Genomic DNA, 23,323 nt, shown 5'->3' with positions numbered 1-23,323 from the left:
TAATATAACATGCATTCTAAAAAAACAATTGCATTGATTTTTATTCCGCTTTAACATGTAAATTAAATTTACGCAAGGAGCTGGTACACATGAAAAAAATTGAAGCAATCATTCGTCCTGAAGTTTTTGGGGCCGTTCGGGACGGACTTGCAAAGGAAGGAATTGCAGGTTTAAGCGTCTCTGAAATTGCCGGCTGTGGTCGTCAGTTAGGTAGAACAGGACTCTTTCGCGGCAATACGTATGAAATTGAATTTTTACCTAAATTGAAATTGGAAATGATTGTGGACGATGGGAAAATCGATGCCATCGTAGAGATTTTATTGCGTGAAGCAGCAACTGGCAAGGTCGGGGACGGAAAGATTTTCATTTATCCAGTAGAACAAGCAATTCGTATCCGAACAAAAGAAGTCGGATCGATTGCAGTAGAGTAAAGGGGGAAGATGTAGATGGATGCAGTATTATTATCGGTTAATTTAATTTGGGTGATGCTTGGCACTATTTTAGTATTCTTTATGCACGCTGGTTTTGCTATGGTCGAGGCTGGATTTACCCGCTCGAAAAATGCCGTCAATATCATCATGAAGAATTTCCTAACGATTTCCCTTGGTGGCATTGTCTATTTTTTATGTGGTTACGCCATTATGTTCGGCGACACAGTAGGTGGTATTTTCGGCACTAGCGGTTTTGCTTTAAAAGGAGTAGATGATCTTTCCTTCTTTATCTTCCAAACAATGTTTGCTGCAACTGGAGCAACGATTTTGTCTGGCGCTGTCGCAGAACGTACTAATATTTTTGCTTATATCGGCATCATTATACTTATGTCTCTAGTTGTTTATCCTGTTGTTGGTCACTGGGTTTGGAGTGGGCAAGGCTGGTTAACAGATCTAGGCTTTGTTGATTTTGCCGGCTCTACAGTTGTTCACTTAACGGGGGCTGTCGCAGCATTTGTCGCAGCTGTTATGGTTGGACCTCGACTTGGTAAATATGAAAATGGTCGAGTAAATGTAATTACAGGACACAGTATCCCATTAGGAGCTTTAGGCGTATTTTTACTTTGGTTTGGTTGGTTTGGCTTTAATGGAGCTTCAACGTTAGCTGCCGATCCTGAACTTGTTCCTAGTGTTATTTCCAATACATTCTTTGCAGCAGCTGCTGGTGTAGTTGCTACCGCTTTCTATACGAAATTCCGTTACGGTCATATTGATGGCTCCCTTACATTAAACGGTGCATTAGCCGGGCTTGTAGGGATTACGGCTGGTGCTGCGAATGTCAGTATCATGGGCTCCCTCATCATCGGCTTAATCGCCGCGCCATTACTTGTAGAAGGTGTACGTTTCCTTGAATGGAAGCTAAAAGTAGATGATCCTGTTGGAGCGATTGCGGTTCATGGTATTTGTGGTATTTGGGGAACATTGGCAGTTGGTTTATTTGACATTGGTGGTCAAGGTTTATTGTATGGCGGTGGTTTTGGTCTACTGGGGATTCAAGCAATCGGTGTCATCGCAACAGTTGCCTGGGTTAGCGTATCTGTGTCAGCAGGCTTATTGATTATCAAAGCATTTATCCCATTACGTGTAACAGCTGAAGAAGAGATTGCTGGTTTAGATGTAATGGAGCATGGTGCTCCTGCTTACGAATTCCAAGACATTTTCAAAAGCTCTGCTGTAAGAGGAGAAACCTTTGCTCATCGCTTAACACATTTCGGTAAATCACAAAGCAATGTCCAAGAAGAACAACATGTATAGCTAGTGGAAAAATCTGCTCCTGTATCTCTAGATGATGGGGGCAGATTTTTCTTTTTTAGTTAGGTAATTATTTCCATTTTTCGCTCGAAACGCTCTTCCCATTGCTCAAACCAGCCTTCATCAACCTTCACTTAATTTAAACTTGCTCTAACTCAAGTAAAAACTGTTTCATAGCGAGGCCACTTCGGAAGCCTGTTAATTGACCATTTTTGCCAATGACTCGATGGCATGGAATAATCGCTAGTATTGGATTTGCACCAATTGCAGTTCCTACAGCTCTAACTGCTTTCGGATTACCAATGCGTTGTGCGATATTACCATAGGATGTTGTTGTACCATAAGGCAATTCTTTTAGGGCTTCCCAAACGGCTAATTGAAAAGGAGTTCCCTTTACATGGACAGGTAGGTCAAACTCAGTAAGCTCCTTGTTAAAATAAGCAGTTAACTGAGCCTTATATGGCTGTAATTTTTCTGGATTTTCTTCAAAGCCATACCCTTTAAAAGGTTTTTTAGCCCACACTTCTACTTCCTCAAATGATGCATTTGGTGTTCCTATATAGACAAGACCTTTATCTGAAGCCACTAGATACATATCCCCTTGTGTATACGTTAATGTATCGACATACAATATTTGCATTTCCAAATCCCCTACTTTCTACTATTTAAACTGCATCTTCCAGTCATTTCATGCTACAGTTATTTTACCGACTATAACAAAGGAGTTTCAATAAATGAATACGTTATATGAGCCTGCCATTCACTTTCAACAAGTTCATTTTTCAGTAAATGACAAAATGATATTAAAGTCAATTACTGGGTCATTTCCAAAAGGGCAAATTACGACTCTTGTCGGTCCTTCTGGTGCTGGTAAAACAACGCTACTTAAATTATGTAATGGTCTTCTGTCACCAACAAACGGGCATATACTCATTAAAAATCAGCCTATTTCTACATATGAACCCACCTCTTTAAGGAGACATGTTGGTATTGCTTTACAGGCAGCTCCAATGATAGCAGGTACAGTGCTAGATAATCTTGCCCTTCCCCGTACACTGCAGGGGCAAAAGCTCTCGCAGCAGGAGGCTGTCCAATATTTAGAGGATGTTGGATTAAACGAAAGCTTCTTACACCAATCAACAAGTGAATTGTCTGGTGGACAACGTCAAAAGGTATCCATTGCACGAACCCTGATCAATCAATCCTCTATTTTATTATTAGATGAAATTACATCTGCGCTGGATCGTCAATCTGTACAAGAAATTGAAAAATTGATTGCTACTATTAACAAAAAATACAATGTCACGATAATTTGGATTACACATAATTTGCAACAAGCATTGACAATTGGTCACTATACATGGGTTATGATGGATGGGGAGTTAATTGAAACTGGTAAAAGTGCTTTACTTGAAGCCCCAACGAATCCACGTGTTGCAGCGTTTGTTCAGGGGGTTAATCAATGACATTTACAGCCTTATCGTTAACCCTAATCTTTGTCTGTATTCCTCTCATATTATCTAAAACATTAAAGTTGGGTCTTGAAAAAGATACGCTCATTGCAACGTTACGTTCCATTGTTCAATTGCTTGCTGTCGGCTATATTTTAAAATTTGTTTTTGACGCCAATAGTTATGGTTATATACTTCTCATGGTAGCGCTAATGATTGTCGTCGCAACATTAAATGCACGAAAAAAAGGGGTGGGTATTAAAGGAATTACTTGGAAAATAGCACTGACACTTGTCGTCATAGAAATTGTTACACAAGGTGTCTTGCTAGGATTTCAAATTGTTCCAGCTACTGCCCAGTATATCATTCCGATTAGTGGGATGTTAATTGGCAATTCGATGGTGCTGTCCATTTTATTTTTAAATCGTTTTACAGCTGAAATTAGTAGCCATAAAGATCAAATGGAATTAATTTTATCGCTAGGTGGCACGCCAAAACAAGCCGTTCATCGCCAACTGATCAATGCCGTAAAAGCTAGTATGATTCCTACGATTGAAAGCCAAAAAACAATCGGTTTAGTACAGCTACCAGGTATGATGAGTGGGCAAATTATTGGTGGGGCTGACCCTATCCATGCTGTCCAATTTCAACTTTTAATCATCTTTGCGCTCTTAACAACAGCAACATTATCCAGTATCATGATTGGTTTTTTAAGTTATCCTGTGCTATTTAATGAACGTATGCAAATACTTGATATGAAATAATTGTTAAGCTGAAATGAATATAGTTTAAAACATTTATGTTATACTAAAAAGAAAATGCAGTTAGGAGAATGACCATGTTATTACGCGATTTTTTCATCCAGTTATCTGAAAACCAACTATTAAATAGTGCTGCAAAGAAATATGGCCTAAAATTAGGAGCACAGAGTGTAGTAGCTGGTACAAATATTGAAGAAACAATTGCAAGCATCAAAGAACTAAATGCACATAATATTTCTTGTACGGTAGACAACCTAGGTGAATTTGTTTCAAGTAAAGAAGAAGCAACGGCTGCAAAAGAAAAAATCCTTACTGTAATCGAAGCCATCCATGAGAACGGTGTTGCTGCACATATTTCATTAAAACCATCTCAATTAGGTTTAGACATTGATGTTGATTTTTGTTATGACAACCTGTATGAAATAGTAGAAAAAGCCGCTTCTTATGATATATTTGTTAACTTTGATATGGAAGACTACGGCCGTCTTCAAACATCCTTTGATATGGTAGAAGAGTTATCTAAAACATTTAATAATGTTGGTACAGTTATTCAATCCTACTTTTACCGTGCAAAAGACGATATCGAAAAATTCAAGGACTACCGTTTACGTATTGTAAAAGGTGCTTATAAAGAGCCTGTAGAAGTCGCCTATCAAGATAAATTAGATATTGATTTAAACTTTATTGAGTTGATTGAATATCACTTGCTACACGGCAAATTTACGTCAATTGCAACACATGATCATAATATCATCGCACACGTAAAACGCTTTGTTGCAGATCATAATATTCCACTTGATAAATTTGAATTCCAAATGCTATACGGTTTCCGCACTGATATGCAGAAAGAGCTTGCAAAAGAAGGCTATAACTTCTGTGTGTACGTTCCATTCGGTGAAGATTGGTACGGCTACTTTATGCGCCGTTTAGCTGAGCGTCCTCAAAACCTTAACCTTGTAACAAAACAAGTGTTTACGAAAAAAACGAATACTGTTCTTGCTGTAGCAGCAGGTGCATTCGTTCTTGGACGTATAACAAAACGCAAAAAGTAAAAAAACGAACCTTATCGCGCTCATGCGATAAGGTTCTCTTTATTTGTTCCATCCTTTTTCTTTAAAGCGTGCAATGGCCTCAATACGATTACCAACATTTAGTTTTTCTAAAATGGTTGAAATATAATTACGTACCGTTCCAGCAGATAAAAATAGCTCTGCCGCAATTTCCTTTGTCGTCTTGCCCTCTGCCACAAGTGTCAGCACCTGGCTTTCACGCTCTGTTAAAGGATTTTCACTATCATCCTCATAGACAAAATCAACAAGCTCTGGTGCATAAATACGTTTACCGTCCATTATTGTACGAATCCCACTTACTAATTCCTCAATAGGGCTATCCTTTAATAAATAGCCTCTTACGCTCGCTTTCCTAGCACGCTCGAAATAACCTGGTCTGGCAAATGTAGTTAAAATAATGACCTTACAATCTGAGCCAATACTATGCATTTCTTCTGCTGCGTCTAGTCCCGTTTTCACTGGCATTTCAATATCCATAATACAAATATCAGGCTGATGCTCTGCCACCAGCGTCAATGCTTCCTCACCATTTTTTGCTAAGCCGACGACCTCCATATCCTCTTCCATACTAAGTAAAGAGCGAAGAGCCCCTAATAGCATCCCCTGATCTTCAGCGATCACAATTCGTATCATGTCACAAGCCTCTTTTCTATTCTATATGTTCTTCAGATTTTCTTTGACATTTTGATGCGTAATAGCCACTGGTATAGTTACCGTTAATGTAGTACCCTCAACACTTTCAATCTTAAAGGACCCATTAATAAACTCTAAGCGTTCCCGCATTCCCTTCAATCCGTTCCCCGTTTTCCATGCTTGTTTTTTCGTAATACCTTGTCCGTTATCCCGAACGATTAAGTAAACTTCCTTAAAGTTTTGATGGAAAGCAATTTCACATTTTGTTGCTCCACTATGTTTGACAACATTATTAACCGCCTCTTTTAGGCACATGCATAAAACATTTTCGACAAGTGGCGGAACTTGCAATGCATTTTTATCTCCTTCAAAAACAAACTCCATTTCTGCTGCCTTTAGTATTTGAGAAATACGCATTAGCTCATCCTCAAATTTTGCCGTCCGCATGTCTGACACCAATTCACGAACCTCTTTTAAGGCAATGCTTGCCGTCTGGCGTATATCCTTAATCTCAATCAAAGCCTGCTGTGGATCACGTTCAATCAACCTAGAAGCTAGATCACTTTTTAAGCCAATCATGGACAATTTTTGCCCCAAAGTATCATGCAAATCACGAGCAATTCGTTGTCGTTCCTCAAAAACAATTAACTCGGCAATACGTTCATTAGCTGTTTCTAACTGCCCCTCTAAGTTTTCACGTTTATTTTTGGAATAAATCGTTAATGGTAAAAGAACAACAGCTAGAATGGTTAGCACAACAAAAGGTAGCTGCGATAAAAATAAGTGAAGCTCCACAAAGAAGCCGACACCGGTAGATATAACTGTAAACCCAATATGTAGACCGTACATAATATAAAAGCCGACAGGTCTTCGTATGTTGCCAATAAAAAATGCTGTGAAAATAGATAGATACACATAGCCATATAAGATGGTCATGACAATATTGATGGCCATTTCAAAGCTGATCCACATATAAACTAAACCGCTTTTCGAATTCATGGAAAATCGATAGAAAATAAAATAAAGCATTAAAAACGTAATGCCAATCGAGATTTCGATATAAGATGATTTCCTAAAAATGAAGAAAAACGGTAGGAAACAAAAAATAATCCATAAATATACACTGAGCATTGGACTATTCGGAATAATACTATGCCATTTCCTCAACATAATCTCACGCTCTTTCCTACTTTTCCCTTATTATAACAAGAAAATTTAATTTATGCCTGCACATGCTTTAGACAAAACCCATCCTTTTACATAAAACAGCCATCTCGTTTGCAGAGATGGCTGTTTTCAACTAAGCGGCAATACTGCCTCTTGCTTTGCGTTTGATGATTTCATTTACTTCTTTAAACGATACAAATTTGCCTTGATCTTCATCATATAACTTGTAACGTAATGATTCTAAACTTGTACGTAACGTAATCGTTGTTGCCATGTGTAAAGGCGGCGTTTCATTATGTGCTTTTTCAAGATTATAGTTAGGTACTCGAGGAGCTAAGTGATGGACATGGTGGAAACCAATATTCCCTGTAACCCATTGTAAAATCTTTGGCAATTTATAATACGAGCTACCTTCCACTGCGGCTTTAACATAATCCCATTCTGATTCATGTTCAAAATAAGAATCTTCATATGTGTGCTGAATATAAAACAGCCAAATTCCTAAAGAACCAGCAATAAATAAGGTTACGCCTTGGACTAATAAAAATGCTTGCCAGCCCATGAAGAAAATTAAAGCAGCACAAATTCCGACCATAACGATATTCGTTAAAATTGTGTTCAAGCGTTCTTTCTTTCTTGCATCCTTACGATTAAAACGATTTAAGATAAGCACCATATATAATGGTCCTAACCCAAACATAACGAATGGGTTACGATAAAAGCGATACCATAATCGTTGTCCCTTTGAAGCTTGCATATATTCTTCCACTGTCATCATATCAATATCACCAATACCACGCTTGTCTAGGTTTGAGCTTGTTGCATGGTGAATTGTATGTTCACGTTTCCATTTTTCATATGGGAATGATGTTAGCACTCCAGTAAAAAATCCAACCCAGTCGTTTGCCTTTTTACTTTTGAAAAATGATCCGTGTGTGCAATCGTGAAAAATAATAAAAGTTCGTACGACAAACCCCGCTGAAATGGCACTTAAGCCAACTGTTAGCCAAGGTGAAACATCTACTAATAAGTAACCAGCCACCCACAATGCAATTAACGGTACAAGTGTATTTATCATTTGAAAAACACTTTTACCCGTATTAGATTTAGCAAATGGCGCTACATCTTGGCGTAACTTTTTTGTTTTTTCTTTAATAGTTGCCATCCTTTACTCCCTCGTTTCTTTTTTTCTTATGACCTCATCATAAAACAAGAGTACAAGTCAGTAACAGACGCAAACATCATAAAAAGGATATGACATTTGTCATATCCTTTTTATGATGTTGGTCCATTCAAATGCAACTGATAGAACACAAGGTCTAGCCATTGTTCAAATTTATAGCCTGCATTTTTAATTGTACCTGCATATTCAAAACCTAATTTTTCATGTACTTTAATGCTAGCAATGTTTTCTCCATCAATGCCAGCAACGAGTGTTTTGACACCCCGCTCCTCTGCAATCGCTATAAGCTTATGCATGAGCTTCGTTGCAATTCCCTTTTGATAATGCTCATTATGCACGTAGACGGAATGCTCCATTGTATATTGATAACCAGGGTAAGGACGGAATTGACTATAAGTAGCAAAGCCAGCAACAATCCCATTTTCCACAAATACAAGCAGTGGATTGCCGAATGCTTGCTGCTCCTTATACCATCGCATTTTTTCATCTAAAGTTTGTATATCATATCGGTAGACAGCCTTACTTGTTAAAATAATATCATTATAGATGTCTAAAACCTCAGGTATATCTTTTTCTTCCATGAATCGAATCATCCTGCTCACTTCCTTAATGAAATTGTCCTCACACTCTTCAATGATTCAATGGAATGGATATAGATAGTCAATTCATTGACTATCTATATCCTCCTATTTTACGCCTTAAACATTGAAGTAGCGAGCATCGGGATGAGCAAAAACAATCGCTGAAACAGATGCTTCAGGCTCCATCATAAAACCTTCTGTAAGGTGAACGCCAATATCCTCAGGCTTTAATAAGCCGAATAGTTTTTCCTGATCCTCCAAGTTAGGGCACGCAGGATAACCGAAAGAAAAACGTTGCCCTTGATATTTAGCTGCAAAACGATCTCTCATTGTAAAATCAGTGGCATCTGGGAAGCCCCATTGGTCACGTATTTCTTGATGCATACGTTCAGCAAAGCCCTCTGCTAATTCTAGTGCAGTCGATTGCAGTGCATGGCTTTCAAGGAATTTGCCAGAATCTTTTAACTGACGAGCTGTTGCCATAACCCCTTGCCCTGCTGTTACCACCATGAGCGCAATATAATCCATTTCTCCACTCTCTACCGTTTTTAAGAAATCGGCAAGACATAAAAATGGTTCTACTTGCTGGCGCGGGAAAGTAAAACGTTCAATTTCTGTTTTACTATCGGCAGGATCATAAACAACGACATCATCCCCATCCGCTTGAGCAGGGAAAAATTGATATAAACCTGAAGGCTTTAATAAATCACTTTTTAAATAATCATCTACTAAATCCTTTAGCTCTGTTGCTCGTGAATCACCGGCATCTAGCAATTGCTGAACCTGCCCTTTCAAGCCTAAATGATGTCCCAGCAATGTACGCATATTGACATATGGATATAAATGCGATACTGCATAGTCTTTCTTCACATGACGACGTAAATCAGCTGGTAAAAATACTGACGCTCCCTTTACAGTACGTACTGGCTTTATTGTTATCTCTTTAGCTGGACGTGCAGCTCTTTTTACATCTGCCTCTAGACGTTTTTGACGAGATTCCTGGATTTCAGCTAAGAAATTCGCACGCGTTTCCTTACCCATTAATAGATTTGCTTGCTCTAATCCCTGCATAGCATCCTTTGAATAAATAACTGGACCGTTGTATTCATCTGCAATTTTTGTTTCTGTAAAGCGTCGAGAAAGTGCAGCTCCACCAACTAAAATCGGTACATCAATGCCAGCCTCTTTGAAATCCTGAGCAGTAATGACCATCTGTTGCGCTGATTTTACCAGTAAGCCTGATAGCCCGATAAAATCTGGTTTTTCCTTGCGAATCGCTTCAATCAATTGTGCTGGTGTTACTTTAATGCCTAAATCGACAACCTTATAGCCATTATTACTTAAAATAATATCAACAAGGTTTTTCCCAATATCGTGCACATCTCCTTTAACGGTAGCCAAAACCATTTTCCCTTTTCCAGCACTCTCTTCATCCTTTTCCATGAATTGCTCTAAATGGGCAACAGCAGCCTTCATCACGCCTGCTGATTGTAAAACCTCCGCTACAATGAGTTGGTTATCATTAAACAATCGACCTACCTCAGCCATACCAGCCATTAAAGGACCATTAATAATATCAAGTGGCGCCTCAAAGATTTCGCGTGCAGCATCTAAATCCTCAATCAGCCCTTCTTTTGTACCTTCTAAAATATAATAAGCTAAACGACCTTCAACCGTTTTTGGTATATCCGCTTCGGTCTTTTCTTTCTTTTTATCACGATAAAAGTCTGTGAATACTGCTAATGTTTCATCATTCGTATTAAACAGTAAGTCATTTGCAAGTTTAATTTCTGCCTCTGGAATGGATGCATAACGCTCTAGTTTCTCTGTATTGACAATGGCATAATCTAAGCCGGCCTGTGTACAATGATAAAGATACACAGCATTCAGTACTTCACGGCCAACTGGTGGTAAGCCAAATGAAATATTACTTACACCCAGTACAGTTAATGTCTGTGGCATCTTTTCTTTAATTAGTCGAATTCCTTCAATTGTTTCTAGAGCCGATCCAATATACTGCTCATCACCAGTCCCTACAGGGAACATCAACGGGTCGAAAATGATATCCTCCGGTGCAAGTCCCCATTTTTCAGTTAATAATTTATAGGAACGTTCGGCAATTTCAAGCTTGCGATGACGATCAACAGCCATTCCTATTTCATCAATGGTTCCAACTACCAATGAGGCTCCATACTTCTTTACGAGTGGCATTACTGCATCAAATCGTTCTTCACCATCTTCTAGATTTATAGAGTTAATGATGGCTTTTCCTTGAGAAAATTTTAATGCTTCCTCAATGACCTTTTCATCTGTCGAGTCGATTACAAGAGGAACCTTAACCTTTTTCACAACCTCCTGCATAAAACCACGCATATCAGCTAATTCATCACGATCAGGGTTGGCTAAACAAATATCAATAACATGTGCACCATTTTTTACTTGCGCACGTGCAATTTCTGCAGCTTCTTCAAACTTCCCATCAATGATTAAATTCTTAAATTTACGAGAGCCTATAACATTCGTTCTTTCACCAATAAATAATGGACGCATAGAATCGTCATACAATAATGGTTCGATTCCTGATACCGCATGACCATGTGTTTTCTCTGGTATTTGGCGTGGTTTTTCATCTTTTAAAACCTCACGGATAGCTGTGATATGAGCTGGAGTCGTCCCACAACATCCACCTACAATATTAAGCCAGCCCTTTTCTGCAAAGCCTTTTAATTTTTGTGATAAAGATTCTGGTGATTCATGATAGCAACCTTCTTCATCCGGCAAGCCTGCATTCGGATAACAGCTAATATAGCCTGTGGAAAGCTCTGCTAATGAACGAATATGATCCGTCATAAACTCTGGTCCAGTCGCACAGTTTAAGCCAACGGATAGTGGTTTAATATGTTCAATAGAAATATAAAAAGCATCAATCGTTTGCCCTGCGAGTGTTGTACCCATCGGTTCAATTGTTCCTGAAATCATGACGGGTAGTTCTTTGCCAGTTGCCGCGAAAGCACGTGCTACACCTAGAGTACCTGCTTTTACGTTTAACATATCCTGACTAGTTTCTAGTAAAAGGACGTCTGCTCCTGCCTCAATTAACGCCTTCGCCTGTACATAAAAGTTTTCCTCTAGCTCATCAAATGTAATACCGCCAGTTACGGATAATGTTTTTGTTGTTGGACCCATTGCGCCAGCAACAAAGCGTGGCCAATCTGATGTTGAAAAGTTATCCACTGCTTGACGAGCAATTTCGACGGCACGTTTATTAATTTCTTCCGCTTTTGCGCCAAGATCATATTCATTTAACACAAGAGGTGTCCCGCCAAAAGTATTCGTACAAATAATATCTGCGCCTGCCTCTAAATATTTATGGTGAATTTCCTTAATTACATCAGGTCTAGTAAGCACAAGATTTTCATTACAGCCATCAAGCTCCTCCCCGCCAAAATCCTCAGCGGATAAGTTTTCGTTTTGTAGCATTGTTCCCATTGCGCCATCAAGAATTAAAATACGTTTCTCTAGTTGCTTTTCAATCAAGTGCTTAGCCATGTATACTTACCCCTTTTTTCTGTTCATCCAATTGCTCAATATATTTCATCAACTCTAATGTCACATCATAACGTAAAAATGGAGTGATAAGGTAAATGCCATTGAAATACTGTGCAGCCACCTCAACTAATTCCTTCGCAATGGCAATCCCCTCAAATGTTGCACGTTCTTTATCTTCACCACAGGCCTTCATTCTTGTTAAGGCATCTTCAGATAATTTTATGCCTGGCACCTCATGATGTAAGAATTCAGCACTTTTATAACTTGTAACGGGCATAATACCAATATAAATAGGTGCTTGCAAATGCTTGGTTGCCTCATAAATTTCCACAATTTTTTCCTTCGTATATACTGGCTGTGAAATAAAGTAGTCTGCTCCATACTCAATTTTCTTCTCTAAGCGTGCCACAGCACGATCTAATACACGGACATTTGGATTAAATGCAGCAGCTACTGAAAAATTTGCTTTTTTACGAAGTGGTTTACCTGAGAAGGAAATGCCTTGATTTAACTGCTTAATTAATTGGATCAGCTCCATTGATGAGACATCATAAACACTTGTGGCACCTGGGAAGTCCCCAACTTTTGTTGGATCACCAGTAACAGCTAACACATCATGAATTCCTAATGCATTTAACCCCATTAAATGTGATTGTAGACCGATTAAATTACGATCTCGGCATGTAATATGTGTTAGAGGACGTACACCATTAGTACTCTTCAACAATGCACCCATAGCAATATTGCTAATACGTGGAGAAGCCAGAGAATTGTCTGCCATCATGACGACATCTGCTCCTGCATCATACAATTGTTTTGCCCCTTCCAAAAAACCATCAATTTCTAGATGTCTAGGTGTATCTAGCTCTACAATGACAGAGCGTTCGCGCTTTACTTTTTCATGAAGAGGTTCATACTTCGTTGGCTCTGCTTCACGAACAATTTGAATCTTCTCCGGTTTGGCATACTTTTCATGAACTGGTGATAACTCTTCTAAATACTTCTTCGCTGCTGCTATATGCTTCGGTGTCGTACCACAACAGCCTCCAATTAAGCGTACCCCTTGATCACGTAATTCCACAGCCGCTCGACCAAAATATTCAGCTTCTGACTCATAAACGACACGACCATCTTCTAAGTCAAGGAGTGAAGCATTCGGATAAGCCGACATAAATGCCTTATCAGGAAGTTCTACACCTTCAAACGCCTGAATGGTATGGTGTGGACCTAAACGACAATTGACACCCACAATATCCGCACCAAGTTTTTCTAGCTCATGCAGGGCGTTATTTAAAGACATACCGTTTTGTAAAACACCAGGTTCGTGCATGGAAACTTGCGCAATAATCGGTAATTTTGTCTTTGTCCGTAGCATCTTTAAGGTAGCTGTTAATTCTTCAAAATCATAATAGGTTTCGAGTAAAAGGCCGTCTGGATTCCCAGCAAGTAAAACACTCGCTTGCTCCTCAATAGTTGCTAAGATTTCATCTAACGTTGCATCACTTTTACGAATACCACGAATACCACCAATTGTCCCTAAGACAAACTGACCTCCATCTGCCGCAGCTCGCTTTGCGATTGTAATCGCTGCTTCATTAAATTGTTGGACACGCGATTCTAATCCATAGCGAGCTAATTTAATGGCATTTGCACCATACGTATTCGTTTGGATGATATCAGCACCAGCTGCAATATATTCTCTATGAATCTTTTCAATTAACTCAGGTTTCTGTACATTCATTTCCTCATGACAATACTCCAAACCATAGCCATAAAGTACTGTGCCTATTGCGCCATCTGCCGTCAATACATGCGTTTTTAACCTTTCAAGCAATCTCATTAAACTAGCCTCTCTTCCTATATCTCTGTATAATAAAAAGCCTTCTTTTATAAAAAAAAGAAGGCTTTAATGACTCATCATTGTTTTTTCCTTCTCATCTTCGACTCAATGGTCTTCTGGATTTAGCACCTGACAAAAAAGTTGGTTGCTGAAGCTTCAATGGGCCAGTCCCTCTGCTTCTCTTGATAAGAATGTAGTATGAATTTTTTAAATAATTAAAAGAATCATATCGTTTACTGACGAATGAGTCAAGACTATTTCACATAACAAAGATATTTTTCACTTAAAAGCTTAGAAATTGGCTAGTTCCTTTGCAAGCTCCTCACCGATTTTCTTCCCATTTTGAATACAAGCACCAATCCCTACCCCAAAGTATGAACAACCTGCGATGGATAGATTAGGATAGTTTTCTTGTAATTCTTGAACTAAACCTTGTAATGCTTCACGGTGAGCTAGATCATATTTTGGCATTTGATCAATCCATTTTGTGACATTAATAACTGTTGGCTGTTCCTCTATTCCTAGGCTCTTGCGCACATCCTCTAAAGCAACCGCTGCTAATTCTTCGTCAGACATGGCATGGAGTTGCTCATATGCTGGATTGATGCTTTTATAAAAGAGTCGCACAAGTAATTTATGATCTCTTGATGTATGCCTCCATTTACGACTTGTCCAAGTTGCAGCATTACATGTAACGTCAGAATTATGTGAGACAATATAGCCCGTTCCATCTGCTGGCAATCTAGAGTCTGGTACATCAAAACCTAAATAGATCGTAATTGCTGAAGCTGTCGTAAATTGGTCAAAATAACTGTTTAATGATTCATCCTGTAGTAGGCCTTGAACAGCCTCATTCGGCAGTGCTAAAACGACATAATCTGTCTCGATGCTTTCACCATTAGCTAAGGCAATTGAATAGTGGTTTTCTTGCTTTTGAACATTGACAGTTGCGACACCCTTGATGATCTCTACATCGGTTAATGTTTGTTCGAGACGATCAATTAGAGAAGATAAACCGTTTTTGAACGATATAAACTTTTTATTGGCTGCTTTAGCAAATTGCTCACGATTCGCATCAAAGCCTTTTATGATACTTCCATACTCGTTCTTATAGTCAATCAAGTACGGTAAAGTAGAGGCAATCGAAAGCTGGTGTAAATCACCTGAATAAACACCTGCAAGAACGGGTGCAATTTGATTTTTTACAAGCTCTTCCCCTAAATAATAAGTTAAAAACTCTCCAATTGAACTTTCCTTTGTGAAGTCTTTGTTTGGTAAAGTCAAATCTTTTAATGCATCTTGTTTACCTTGCTCTGTAATCAATGTGCTTTGCTCCAAGGATGCCAAACTCATTGGTATTCCAAAAGTAGAATCTGCCGGAATGGCATGTAATTCATTATTCGTATAAATATAGGAAATACCTGTTTCGTTGTAAACTAGATTCTCCTCAAAATCAAGCTCCTGTACAAGCTCCATAACACCTTTATGACGAGCTACAATCGAGTCAGCACCTGTTTCCATAATAAAACCTTGCTCATGTGTTGAATATAATTTGCCCCCTAAATATGTATTTTTTTCTACAAGCACTAGACGCACATCTACATTATTTTCCTTCACTTGACGTTGTAAATAATGCATTGTGCATAATCCTGTAATACCGCCACCTAATACAACAACTGTTTTCATAGTAACCGCCCCTATTTTTAGTTCTTCCTACAGTATAAACTTATTTTCATTGAAAATTACGTTAAACCCTTTACAAATTTAGCAAAAATAGAGCTACCTCATCTGTGAGATAGCTCTAGCTTAATCATATGGAATTTCCATTTCAAGGTTTACAAAAAATACACATATTTATAGGTACTATAGTGTTTAATATGTCTAAAAAATACGGAAACATAAACGTTAATTTAGTAGTCTATCCTTTTAGATTTTGGGAAAAGCTCGCTAAGTTTTCTGCTGAATTCGTTACTTCTGTAAATGATGTCCCTAACTCGTTTAATATCCCGACGATTGCTTGTATTTTCGTTGCCATACAGTCGTTTTGATCCTTTGCTTCTGTCATGGCTCCCAATATGCTTGTAAATTGACCTTCAGTTTGTAACATGTTTTCCTCACCTGACGCCACTTCATCTTGAATATTTGCCAGAGAATGCTCTAATTTCTCTGTCCGTTCACTCGTTTTTTTCAATAACAATGCCACCGAAGTAACCGAATCCTTCGTTTGAATAGATAATTTACGCACCTCATCAGCCACTACACTAAAGCCTTTGCCCGCTTCTCCAGCACGCGCCGCTTCAATTGCAGCATTCAATGCCAACAGATTGGTTTGATTAGCAATATTAGTAACCACATTCATGATTGTCTCCATTTCCCTAGACATATCCGATAATTGTTCAATATTTTCTTCTATATCATGAAGTGAATGAATAATATTAAGCATATTTTGTGATTGATTTTTTAAACGTTCACGACCTTCAAGTGCTTGATTTTCAGCCAGTGTTGAGACATCAAGTGATTTTTTAGCCAATTGTTTAATTTCGTCAGATTGCTTGCTTAAGCAGCAAAATGAATTATTTGTTTCCTGAGAAATTGTGGCAAGTGCTTCGGAAGAATCAACAATTTGTCGTTCAATAGCTTCTTTCTCATGCATCATTTTTTCTTTCATTTGTTCTACAGTGTTTTCAAAAGCCTCCAAAACGAGCTGCTGCTCGAAATTACAAATTTTCGATATGGCCCTGATCGTATTAAATTGATCTTGGGGGTGCTCTATATTTTTTTCGACTAAATCAATAAATGATATGGATAAATCTTGGAATGCGCAAATATACCATTGGGTTCTAAGCCCAATATGAACATGTACCTTTGCAATTTTTACTCGTCTTTGGTAATACACCTCATCAATGGTTCCGTTAAACATTTCAATAATATGCTGCCGTAGTGTTACTTTAAGTCTGTCTACAGAACTATGATGACTAATAATATCTACCAAATGATGCTCTGTTCCTATCATGTTGTAAAAACGGTTTACGATGTGATCTACATTGTCCATAACATATGGCTGGAAAGCTTTTAAATATTGTAAGTCTTGCTTCGTTAGATTCAGCATTTCAATTTGTTTCACCATTGATTGGCGAGTAGACAAATCCATTTTTACTGTATATTGCTGTAAATCCAATACCTTCGTCTTTCTCTGTTTTTGAAAAATCACACATCTTCCCTCTTTCATTCCGTTTACTTTCAGCAGGCTGAGAAACACCAAATCCCTTTTTTAACATATTGATTGATACAAGAAAAAATACCCCGATAAAAACAGATTAGCTATTATGCTATGGGCTAATACTCTTTCTGTCTGGCACACTTCCTCCAAAAGCATGTCGAGTACCTCTTTGTACAATCACATAAAAAATATTCCCGCTCAGCAAGCAGACCTAGTCAGTACATGACTAACAGTAGACTTATTTACGTATGCTTTATTTCAAAATCACTCATTTACATTAATCATTTTATAAATTGCTGTCAATCTTATCGATTCCGTTTTTTTACATATACCACACCAAAAGTCCCTATCTTAAAATTAATGGTAATGCATAAGAAAAAAGCTACCACAATATTATTTGGTAGCTTTTTTACCCGTTTTCTTGTTTATTATGCCTATTTTTTTTATTTTTCTTATCCTTTTTTATTAATCTTCTTTAAATATCACTATATCAATATTTTTTACCCTCTCCACGAGAGCATCCATATACCTAAAAATACAACCCATTTTAAATCAAAAGTTTTATAAATGCATGACAAATAAATAATTCAAATAAACTATATTTTTTCACACAAAATTTACAATCCTTTAAGTTCCTGTAATATTTTAGAAGCTTCTGCAACACCAGCATCCGCTGCGAGGCCATACCACTTGATGGCTTCTTTCAGGTTTCTAGCAATTCCTTCACCTTTATTGTAAATATGCCCTAGTTGTAGCTTAGCATCCGCATCTCCTTGAATTGCAGCCTGTTTAAACCAATGAATACCTTTTTCGATATTGCGTATACCAGTTAGTCCATTACTCCATATATAGCCCAAATCATAAAAGGCATCTACATGATATTGTTCAGCAGCTCTTTCATACCAAAAGAGGCCACGGTTTACCTCCTTTGTTTGACCCAAGCGTCCCTCTAAATATATTCCACCAAGCCGATATTGCGCTTCGACATAACCTAGCTCTGCTGATTTTTTGTAGGCATTGAAGGCTGCTTCTACATCTGCTTCGACACCCAGTCCCTGCTCGTATATAATTCCTAACGTAAACATCGCCTCTGCCACATTTTTTTTAGCAGCATAGTCGAACCATTGTTTTGCTAATATAAAATCTTGCGGTACGCCTTCCCCATTGAAATACATATCCGCTAAATTATTGGCGGCATCCGCATGCCCCTGTAAAGCTGCTTTTTCATAGTATGAAAAAGCAAGGGAATCATTTTCTTCCACACCAATCCCCTCAAAGTAAAAATTCCCTAGTACGTATTGAGCATCTGCATGATTCTGAAGCGCTGCTAATTCAAACCATTTCAATGATTTTTCAGGTTGAAAATGTTCACCTTCTCTAGCGTTGTAGTATTCTCCCAATTGATATTGTGCATCTGCGTCTTGTTCTTCAACTGCTTCTTTATATAAATCAATAATGACTTCATGATCTAAATCCTCTTCATCTAAAATAGGGGGCTGTTCATCTTGATGACGGAAGTACCACTCCACAATATCAAGTACATCATCAACTACTGCTATACGGCTTGCTAGCTTTTCTAACGAAGAAATTTGCCAAACAAGGATATAGATAGATTCGGGAATGGCATCACGCAAGACATCGTCATATTCCGCTAACAATGTTAAAACATTCTCCTGTATGGACTGAGATTGTTCTGAATGGATAATTTGTAAATGCCGTTGTTGCTGTTCTTTCAATAGCCCTCGCACTATTTGATACAATATTTTTTGCAAGGCTGTTAGGGTAACTTCCGTGAATGTAAGTAATTTTATATTTTGAGCAAACCATGTATTTTCTGACTGTGTCAGATTTTGTAGGGAATCAATTCTTTCTTTATTTCGCTTGGCTAACATTTGCTCGTACATTATTTTCCTCCCTTGCACACTATGTAAAAAAACTGCCTTGCCACTATTATATGGAAGACAGTTGAAATTTGGTTACACATATGCTCTCAATAATAAGCCAACGAATAGCGTAATGATTAAAAAAACTGTAATATGGGCCCATTTATACATATCTAATAAGCCTATAAATTCTCGTGTAAATGCATTGGGAACATAGTAAAAGGCTGTCTTTGAGCCAATTCCTTCTGCATCTAGCTTTGCTTTCTTAGCATAAATACTTGCACGAAATACATGGAAATTATTGGTCACAAATAGCGAACGATATTTTTCTCCCTGCGCATGATGGTCCATTATTTTTTTGGAAAAGACCATATTTTGTTCTGTATTGGTCGATTGATCTTCGAGCAACATCTTGTCAGTGGGAAGATGATGTACATCTATTAAGTATTGTTTCATGGCATATGCCTCGGTTAGCTTTTCGTCATTGCCTTGACCACCAGAGACAATAATAAAAGCTCTCTCCCCATACTTTTTATACTGCTTTACTGCCTCATCTAAACGACTTGCTAAAAGTGGGGGCACTTTATCCCCAATTAACCCTGAGCCCAATACAATAATATAATTTGGTTCATAGCGTATGGGTGTAAAATGATACAGTATTGCATAGGCAAGGACACTTGTGTATAAAAACATTGTATAGCCAAAAACCAAAAACGCATAGAAGAAAAGAATATGCCAAAGTATATTTTCTATTTGGATAAAAATGACGAAAACATACCATATCATCATAATAACAAAACTTAGTCCGAGAATGGCTAACATTAAATTACGTACTTTACGCCCTTCCTTCTCTAATAATACTTTACTATTGAAAAACATTGCGATTGATAAAATAAACATAATGCTTGGAAAGCTTCCCAATATAATAAATATCCCCATTTCTGAAATAATCCCCTGATCATTTGGCAGCAATAATGGATAGTGCATAATGAACGCTCTTATCATATATATCCCTATTAAACCTAGTGCTACCGCATTGAGAAAGCGCCTTTTTTCTGTTAAGTACAACACGAGAAATAATGTGGTGAAAAGTGTTAAAGTTAGTAGCATCGTTTCACTCCTTTCTATTGCAGAATTTTCACAATCATGGCATTTGTCACTACTTGTTCAAATTTGATGATATAGCTCAATTATTGAAGGCGTTTGTTTTATTTTTTAATATAGTTCATGTAATATTACTATATAAGAACTAGTTTATGACCAAATTCAAAATTATATTGGAGGAATGTAAGTAATGAAAAAAATTCTTGCCGCTCTTTTTGCAGCGACACTGATATTTTCGACTGTTGGTGCAACATTATTCATTTCGGATACGCCAACGGCAGAAGCTAAATCCTATAAATCAGGTAAAAAAGGCTTCACTAACAACAACAACAATAATAGCTCGAATATCCAAAAATCTAAGGATACTTCTAAAGATCAAAATAATGCAACAACAAATAAAAACAACTCATCCTCTACTAATAAAGTAGATACTACTAAAAAAGGTGGCTTTTTCTCTGGCGGTCTAATGAAAGGCTTAATGCTTGGTGGTCTAGCTGGTTTATTATTCGGCAGTCTATTTAGTGGCATGGGGATTCTTGGCAATATTTTAGGTCTACTCATTAATGTAGCTGCAATTGCCGTTATCGTGATGCTTGTGGTTAAGATTATGAATATGTTTAAAGAGAAGAAGCGCAAAGAGGAAGCACAATGGCACAAATAATCAACGAACAAGATATTATTAATGCTATTTGTTTATCTCAAGCTTATTATAAAAACATTCGTCCCGAGGCAGTTCTTGTCGAATTGACTTACGAAGATGACGCTGGCTTTGGTGCAGAGGTTGAAGTAAACGGTCAAATCGAAGTGCTTAATACAGCAGCTATGATTGGTGCATTACGTGTTTGGATTAAAGATGTTCTACATAGTGACCCATTCTCAACTGGGATTGAGCTTGTTTTAGACGACGAGGAAGGCATTATTGCCAAACTATCATAAAAAAAGCAGTACAATGAATTGTTCAAAAATTCATCGTACTGCTTTTTACTTTTTCAAACGTTTCTTCATCTCTTCTTTTTCTTCCTCATTCAGAGAAAAATCTACGATAGAACGCCCTAGCATTAGCAACATAATAAACATTACTCCCGTACCAACTATTAAATAAATCATTGTAAATACTTTAGAATAAGTCGTTGTTGGATATAACCCTGTTTCTACGCCTGTTGGTATCAAACTCACTACAGCAAAATACATAGCATCTAACCAGTACCATCCTTCCGTTCCCTTGTAAAACAGTGTTCCTGATAAAATGATTAAAAACAATGTAGTAAATAATGAGATAAATTGAGGACGTTTAAATGACTTCCACAACCCTTTTACTAATCTTTTCGCAGATAATATAAATGACAGCATCCCCATTCTCCTCTTTAAATACGTTCTACAACATAGTTAGACTATACTTCGTTTTTATTAAAAACGTCAAAAGGTAGAGGTGATGTCCCCCTACCTTTTCAGCATTATTTAATGAATATTTGACTAAGGTTTGTAAATATTTTAGCGGCTTGACCTCTTGTTGTGACAGCTTCTGGTGAGAATTCCCCTTCATTTCCTGTCACAATCCCCAACTCATACAACATGGTAATGGCACGTTTTGTTTCTGCATTATAAGAGGTTACATCTGTAAATGGCACATCGCCCTTTGCACTATATGGTTGATTAAATTGCTGTTCATAGGCACGACTTATCATTAATGCTAGTTGAGCACGTGTAACAAACTGTCCAGGGTTAAATTTCCCATCCGTTCCTTTAATAAGCCCATGAACATATGCTGCTGCAATTTCTGATTGTGTTACTGCGTCATAATTTGCAATGTCAGTAAATGGTGCCTTCTCATCTGTAGATAACTCTAAACTTCTCACAAGAATAGCAGCGGCCTGCGCACGCGTTACACTACTATCAGGTCTAAATGTCCCATCCGTATAACCATTCATTAGCCCAGCACCCGCAGCTTTTTGAATGTATTCTTTCGCCCAGTGCTGTGCTGTATCTGTAAAGCTTACTGTTCCCTTTGTAGTGAAAGTAATCGTTGGATTTTGAATACTTTCATTACGAGCTGCATCGATTGCTTTGATGGAAACATTGTAGGTTGTATTTTCTGTTAAATCTTCAAGTGTAAATGTTGTCGTATCTGCATCCAATGTTGAGATTAATTTTCCATTCACATAGACATTGTAATTTGCCACACCTACATTATCTGTCGCGTCCTGCCATTTAACCTCTACAGTTGTACGATCTTTCACATCTACTTGAATAGCCTTCGTTATATCCCATAACGAGCTAGTTTTAATGATTGGTAAAAATGCTTCATTTGCGACCGCTAAATAACCAGCTTCACTTAAATGAATGTTATCAGGGTTTGGTAAATAGCTTGCAACATCCTTTGCAACAACATCGTATGTCGGCACAAAAATGGCGCCTGCTTTTTCAGCGGTTGCTTTAATTGTTGAATTCACTGTAGCCAATAACAGTTTAAATTGATTTTGTAGATTCTCACTATAGTATGGGAAAGAATTATAATAGCCCATCACATATATTTCTGCTTGTGGATTTATCTTTTTGATTTCAGATAGGATTGTAGCAATATTCGATACAGCTTCTTTAGTAGCTTTAACAAGGGCCATCGTATCAATTCCCGTTGTTTGGGACTCTTTTAATAATGGTAATAAATCATTTGCTCCAGCCGTTAATGTAATGATTTCTGCCTCTTTAATAGAAGCTCGTAACTTTACTTGTTCCTTTGTGTATCCAAAACCTGTGACTGTTTTTTCTACATCATTTTGTAAATCTGCTAAAACATTTTTGGTAGTGTAGCCTGACATAGCAAAGCCCTTATTATAAGAAGTAAGGAAGCCACCCTGCTGTAAGGCCTGTGCAATAAAATCCGTGTAGCCTAACCCAATAACACCTACCTCATTCATTCCATGTGCTAATGAGTCGCCTAGTGCCACATAATCAGATTGAATAACCCAGCTTGGTGCTATGTAGTCGTCTCGTTCTTGTGCATTAGCTACTACAGGGATGGTTAATTGCAAAGCCAGTACACTCGCTGCTAAATAACGAAATTTCTTTGATAATCGCATTTACTCTCTCCTCCACTTGTAAAATAGTCATTGTTTTCACTATTTTACTAGAGGCGAGTTAA

At 37.7% G+C, this 23,323-nt stretch carries 20 protein-coding genes and 1 riboswitch; of the genes, 7 read left to right on the top strand and 13 right to left on the bottom strand.

Going from position 1 to position 23,323, the window contains the following annotated elements:
• The first annotated feature begins 89 nt into the window (after nucleotides 1-89).
• Both MHI34_RS10250 and MHI34_RS10245 read left to right on the top strand, forming a co-directional pair.
• Nucleotides 90-431, top strand: a complete 342-nt coding sequence (locus MHI34_RS10250; RefSeq protein WP_036124574.1) for a P-II family nitrogen regulator — start codon at nucleotides 90-92, stop codon at nucleotides 429-431.
• A 15-nt stretch (nucleotides 432-446) separates the two neighbouring features.
• Nucleotides 447-1,745, top strand: coding sequence for an ammonium transporter (locus tag MHI34_RS10245; RefSeq protein ID WP_342504397.1), 1,299 nt, complete (start codon nucleotides 447-449; stop codon nucleotides 1,743-1,745).
• A 136-nt stretch (nucleotides 1,746-1,881) separates the two neighbouring features.
• Here MHI34_RS10245 and MHI34_RS10240 read toward each other — a convergent pair whose 3' ends face one another.
• The gene (locus tag MHI34_RS10240) at nucleotides 1,882-2,382 is read right to left on the bottom strand and encodes a methylated-DNA--[protein]-cysteine S-methyltransferase (protein WP_036124579.1); all 501 of its coding nucleotides are present in this window, start codon (nucleotides 2,380-2,382) and stop codon (nucleotides 1,882-1,884) included.
• A 94-nt stretch (nucleotides 2,383-2,476) separates the two neighbouring features.
• On the opposite strand from MHI34_RS10240, the gene MHI34_RS10235 reads away from it, so the two are divergent.
• The 3 genes from MHI34_RS10235 (at nucleotide 2,477) to MHI34_RS10225 (ending at nucleotide 5,006) form a co-directional block, all read left to right on the top strand.
• Nucleotides 2,477-3,208 (top strand): phosphate ABC transporter ATP-binding protein, encoded by a 732-nt coding sequence (locus MHI34_RS10235; RefSeq protein WP_330493954.1) that lies wholly within the window; start codon nucleotides 2,477-2,479, stop codon nucleotides 3,206-3,208.
• Nucleotides 3,205-3,957, top strand: a complete 753-nt coding sequence (gene fetB / locus MHI34_RS10230; RefSeq protein ID WP_036124583.1) for an iron export ABC transporter permease subunit FetB — start codon at nucleotides 3,205-3,207, stop codon at nucleotides 3,955-3,957. The genes MHI34_RS10235 and fetB overlap by 4 nt, the downstream gene beginning before the upstream one ends.
• A gap of 74 nt (nucleotides 3,958-4,031) precedes the next feature.
• Nucleotides 4,032-5,006: a proline dehydrogenase family protein gene (locus tag MHI34_RS10225; RefSeq protein WP_036124585.1), complete on the top strand. Its 975-nt coding sequence runs from the start codon at nucleotides 4,032-4,034 to the stop codon at nucleotides 5,004-5,006.
• A 39-nt stretch (nucleotides 5,007-5,045) separates the two neighbouring features.
• Here MHI34_RS10225 and MHI34_RS10220 read toward each other — a convergent pair whose 3' ends face one another.
• The 10 genes from MHI34_RS10220 to MHI34_RS10175 all read right to left on the bottom strand — a co-directional run bounded on the left by MHI34_RS10220 (nucleotide 5,046) and on the right by MHI34_RS10175 (nucleotide 20,190).
• Nucleotides 5,046-5,657 (bottom strand): response regulator transcription factor, encoded by a 612-nt coding sequence (locus MHI34_RS10220; protein WP_036124587.1) that lies wholly within the window; start codon nucleotides 5,655-5,657, stop codon nucleotides 5,046-5,048.
• Between the two features lie 21 nt (nucleotides 5,658-5,678).
• On the bottom strand, nucleotides 5,679-6,686 hold the full coding sequence (locus MHI34_RS10215) for a sensor histidine kinase (protein WP_170829892.1): 1,008 nt from the start codon (nucleotides 6,684-6,686) through the stop codon (nucleotides 5,679-5,681).
• 271 nt (nucleotides 6,687-6,957) lie between these two features.
• The gene (locus MHI34_RS10210; protein ID WP_036124589.1) at nucleotides 6,958-7,989 is read right to left on the bottom strand and encodes a fatty acid desaturase; all 1,032 of its coding nucleotides are present in this window, start codon (nucleotides 7,987-7,989) and stop codon (nucleotides 6,958-6,960) included.
• Nucleotides 7,990-8,099: 110 nt separating this feature from the next.
• The gene (locus tag MHI34_RS10205; protein ID WP_340812190.1) at nucleotides 8,100-8,600 is read right to left on the bottom strand and encodes an N-acetyltransferase family protein; all 501 of its coding nucleotides are present in this window, start codon (nucleotides 8,598-8,600) and stop codon (nucleotides 8,100-8,102) included.
• Nucleotides 8,601-8,705: 105 nt separating this feature from the next.
• The gene (metH, locus tag MHI34_RS10200) at nucleotides 8,706-12,137 is read right to left on the bottom strand and encodes a methionine synthase (protein WP_036124594.1); all 3,432 of its coding nucleotides are present in this window, start codon (nucleotides 12,135-12,137) and stop codon (nucleotides 8,706-8,708) included.
• Nucleotides 12,130-13,977, bottom strand: a complete 1,848-nt coding sequence (locus MHI34_RS10195) for a bifunctional homocysteine S-methyltransferase/methylenetetrahydrofolate reductase (RefSeq protein ID WP_089934270.1) — start codon at nucleotides 13,975-13,977, stop codon at nucleotides 12,130-12,132. The genes metH and MHI34_RS10195 overlap by 8 nt, the downstream gene beginning before the upstream one ends.
• 91 nt (nucleotides 13,978-14,068) lie before the next feature.
• A riboswitch (SAM riboswitch) is annotated at nucleotides 14,069-14,169 on the bottom strand.
• A 99-nt stretch (nucleotides 14,170-14,268) separates the two neighbouring features.
• Nucleotides 14,269-15,663, bottom strand: a complete 1,395-nt coding sequence (locus MHI34_RS10190; RefSeq protein ID WP_330493953.1) for a protoporphyrinogen oxidase — start codon at nucleotides 15,661-15,663, stop codon at nucleotides 14,269-14,271.
• Between the two features lie 232 nt (nucleotides 15,664-15,895).
• A complete protein-coding gene (locus tag MHI34_RS10185) occupies nucleotides 15,896-17,188 on the bottom strand; it encodes a globin-coupled sensor protein (protein WP_036124600.1) in 1,293 nt (430 codons plus the stop codon).
• Between the two features lie 626 nt (nucleotides 17,189-17,814).
• Entirely contained in the window at nucleotides 17,815-19,101 is a 1,287-nt protein-coding gene (locus tag MHI34_RS10180) for a tetratricopeptide repeat protein (RefSeq protein ID WP_342504396.1), read from the bottom strand.
• Nucleotides 19,102-19,173: 72 nt separating this feature from the next.
• Entirely contained in the window at nucleotides 19,174-20,190 is a 1,017-nt protein-coding gene (locus MHI34_RS10175) for a YdcF family protein (protein WP_342504395.1), read from the bottom strand.
• A 184-nt stretch (nucleotides 20,191-20,374) separates the two neighbouring features.
• On the opposite strand from MHI34_RS10175, the gene MHI34_RS10170 reads away from it, so the two are divergent.
• Together MHI34_RS10170 and MHI34_RS10165 are read left to right on the top strand one after the other, a co-directional pair.
• Nucleotides 20,375-20,845: a hypothetical protein gene (locus tag MHI34_RS10170; protein WP_036124606.1), complete on the top strand. Its 471-nt coding sequence runs from the start codon at nucleotides 20,375-20,377 to the stop codon at nucleotides 20,843-20,845.
• Entirely contained in the window at nucleotides 20,833-21,120 is a 288-nt protein-coding gene (locus MHI34_RS10165) for a DUF2653 family protein (RefSeq protein WP_036124608.1), read from the top strand. Before MHI34_RS10170 ends, MHI34_RS10165 begins: the two co-directional genes overlap by 13 nt.
• A gap of 45 nt (nucleotides 21,121-21,165) precedes the next feature.
• Here the strand turns inward: MHI34_RS10165 and MHI34_RS10160 are convergent, their stop codons facing one another.
• Nucleotides 21,166-21,534 (bottom strand): ion channel, encoded by a 369-nt coding sequence (locus MHI34_RS10160; RefSeq protein ID WP_036124610.1) that lies wholly within the window; start codon nucleotides 21,532-21,534, stop codon nucleotides 21,166-21,168.
• Between the two features lie 104 nt (nucleotides 21,535-21,638).
• A complete protein-coding gene (locus MHI34_RS10155) occupies nucleotides 21,639-23,261 on the bottom strand; it encodes an S-layer homology domain-containing protein (RefSeq protein ID WP_036124613.1) in 1,623 nt (540 codons plus the stop codon).
• Between the last annotated feature and the right edge of the window lie 62 nt (nucleotides 23,262-23,323).

This window comes from Lysinibacillus sp. FSL L8-0126 (assembly GCF_038630385.1).
Taxonomy (GTDB): Bacteria; Bacillota; Bacilli; order Bacillales_A; family Planococcaceae; genus Lysinibacillus; species Lysinibacillus fusiformis_D.
This window is presented reverse-complemented; position numbering and strand designations above follow the sequence as displayed.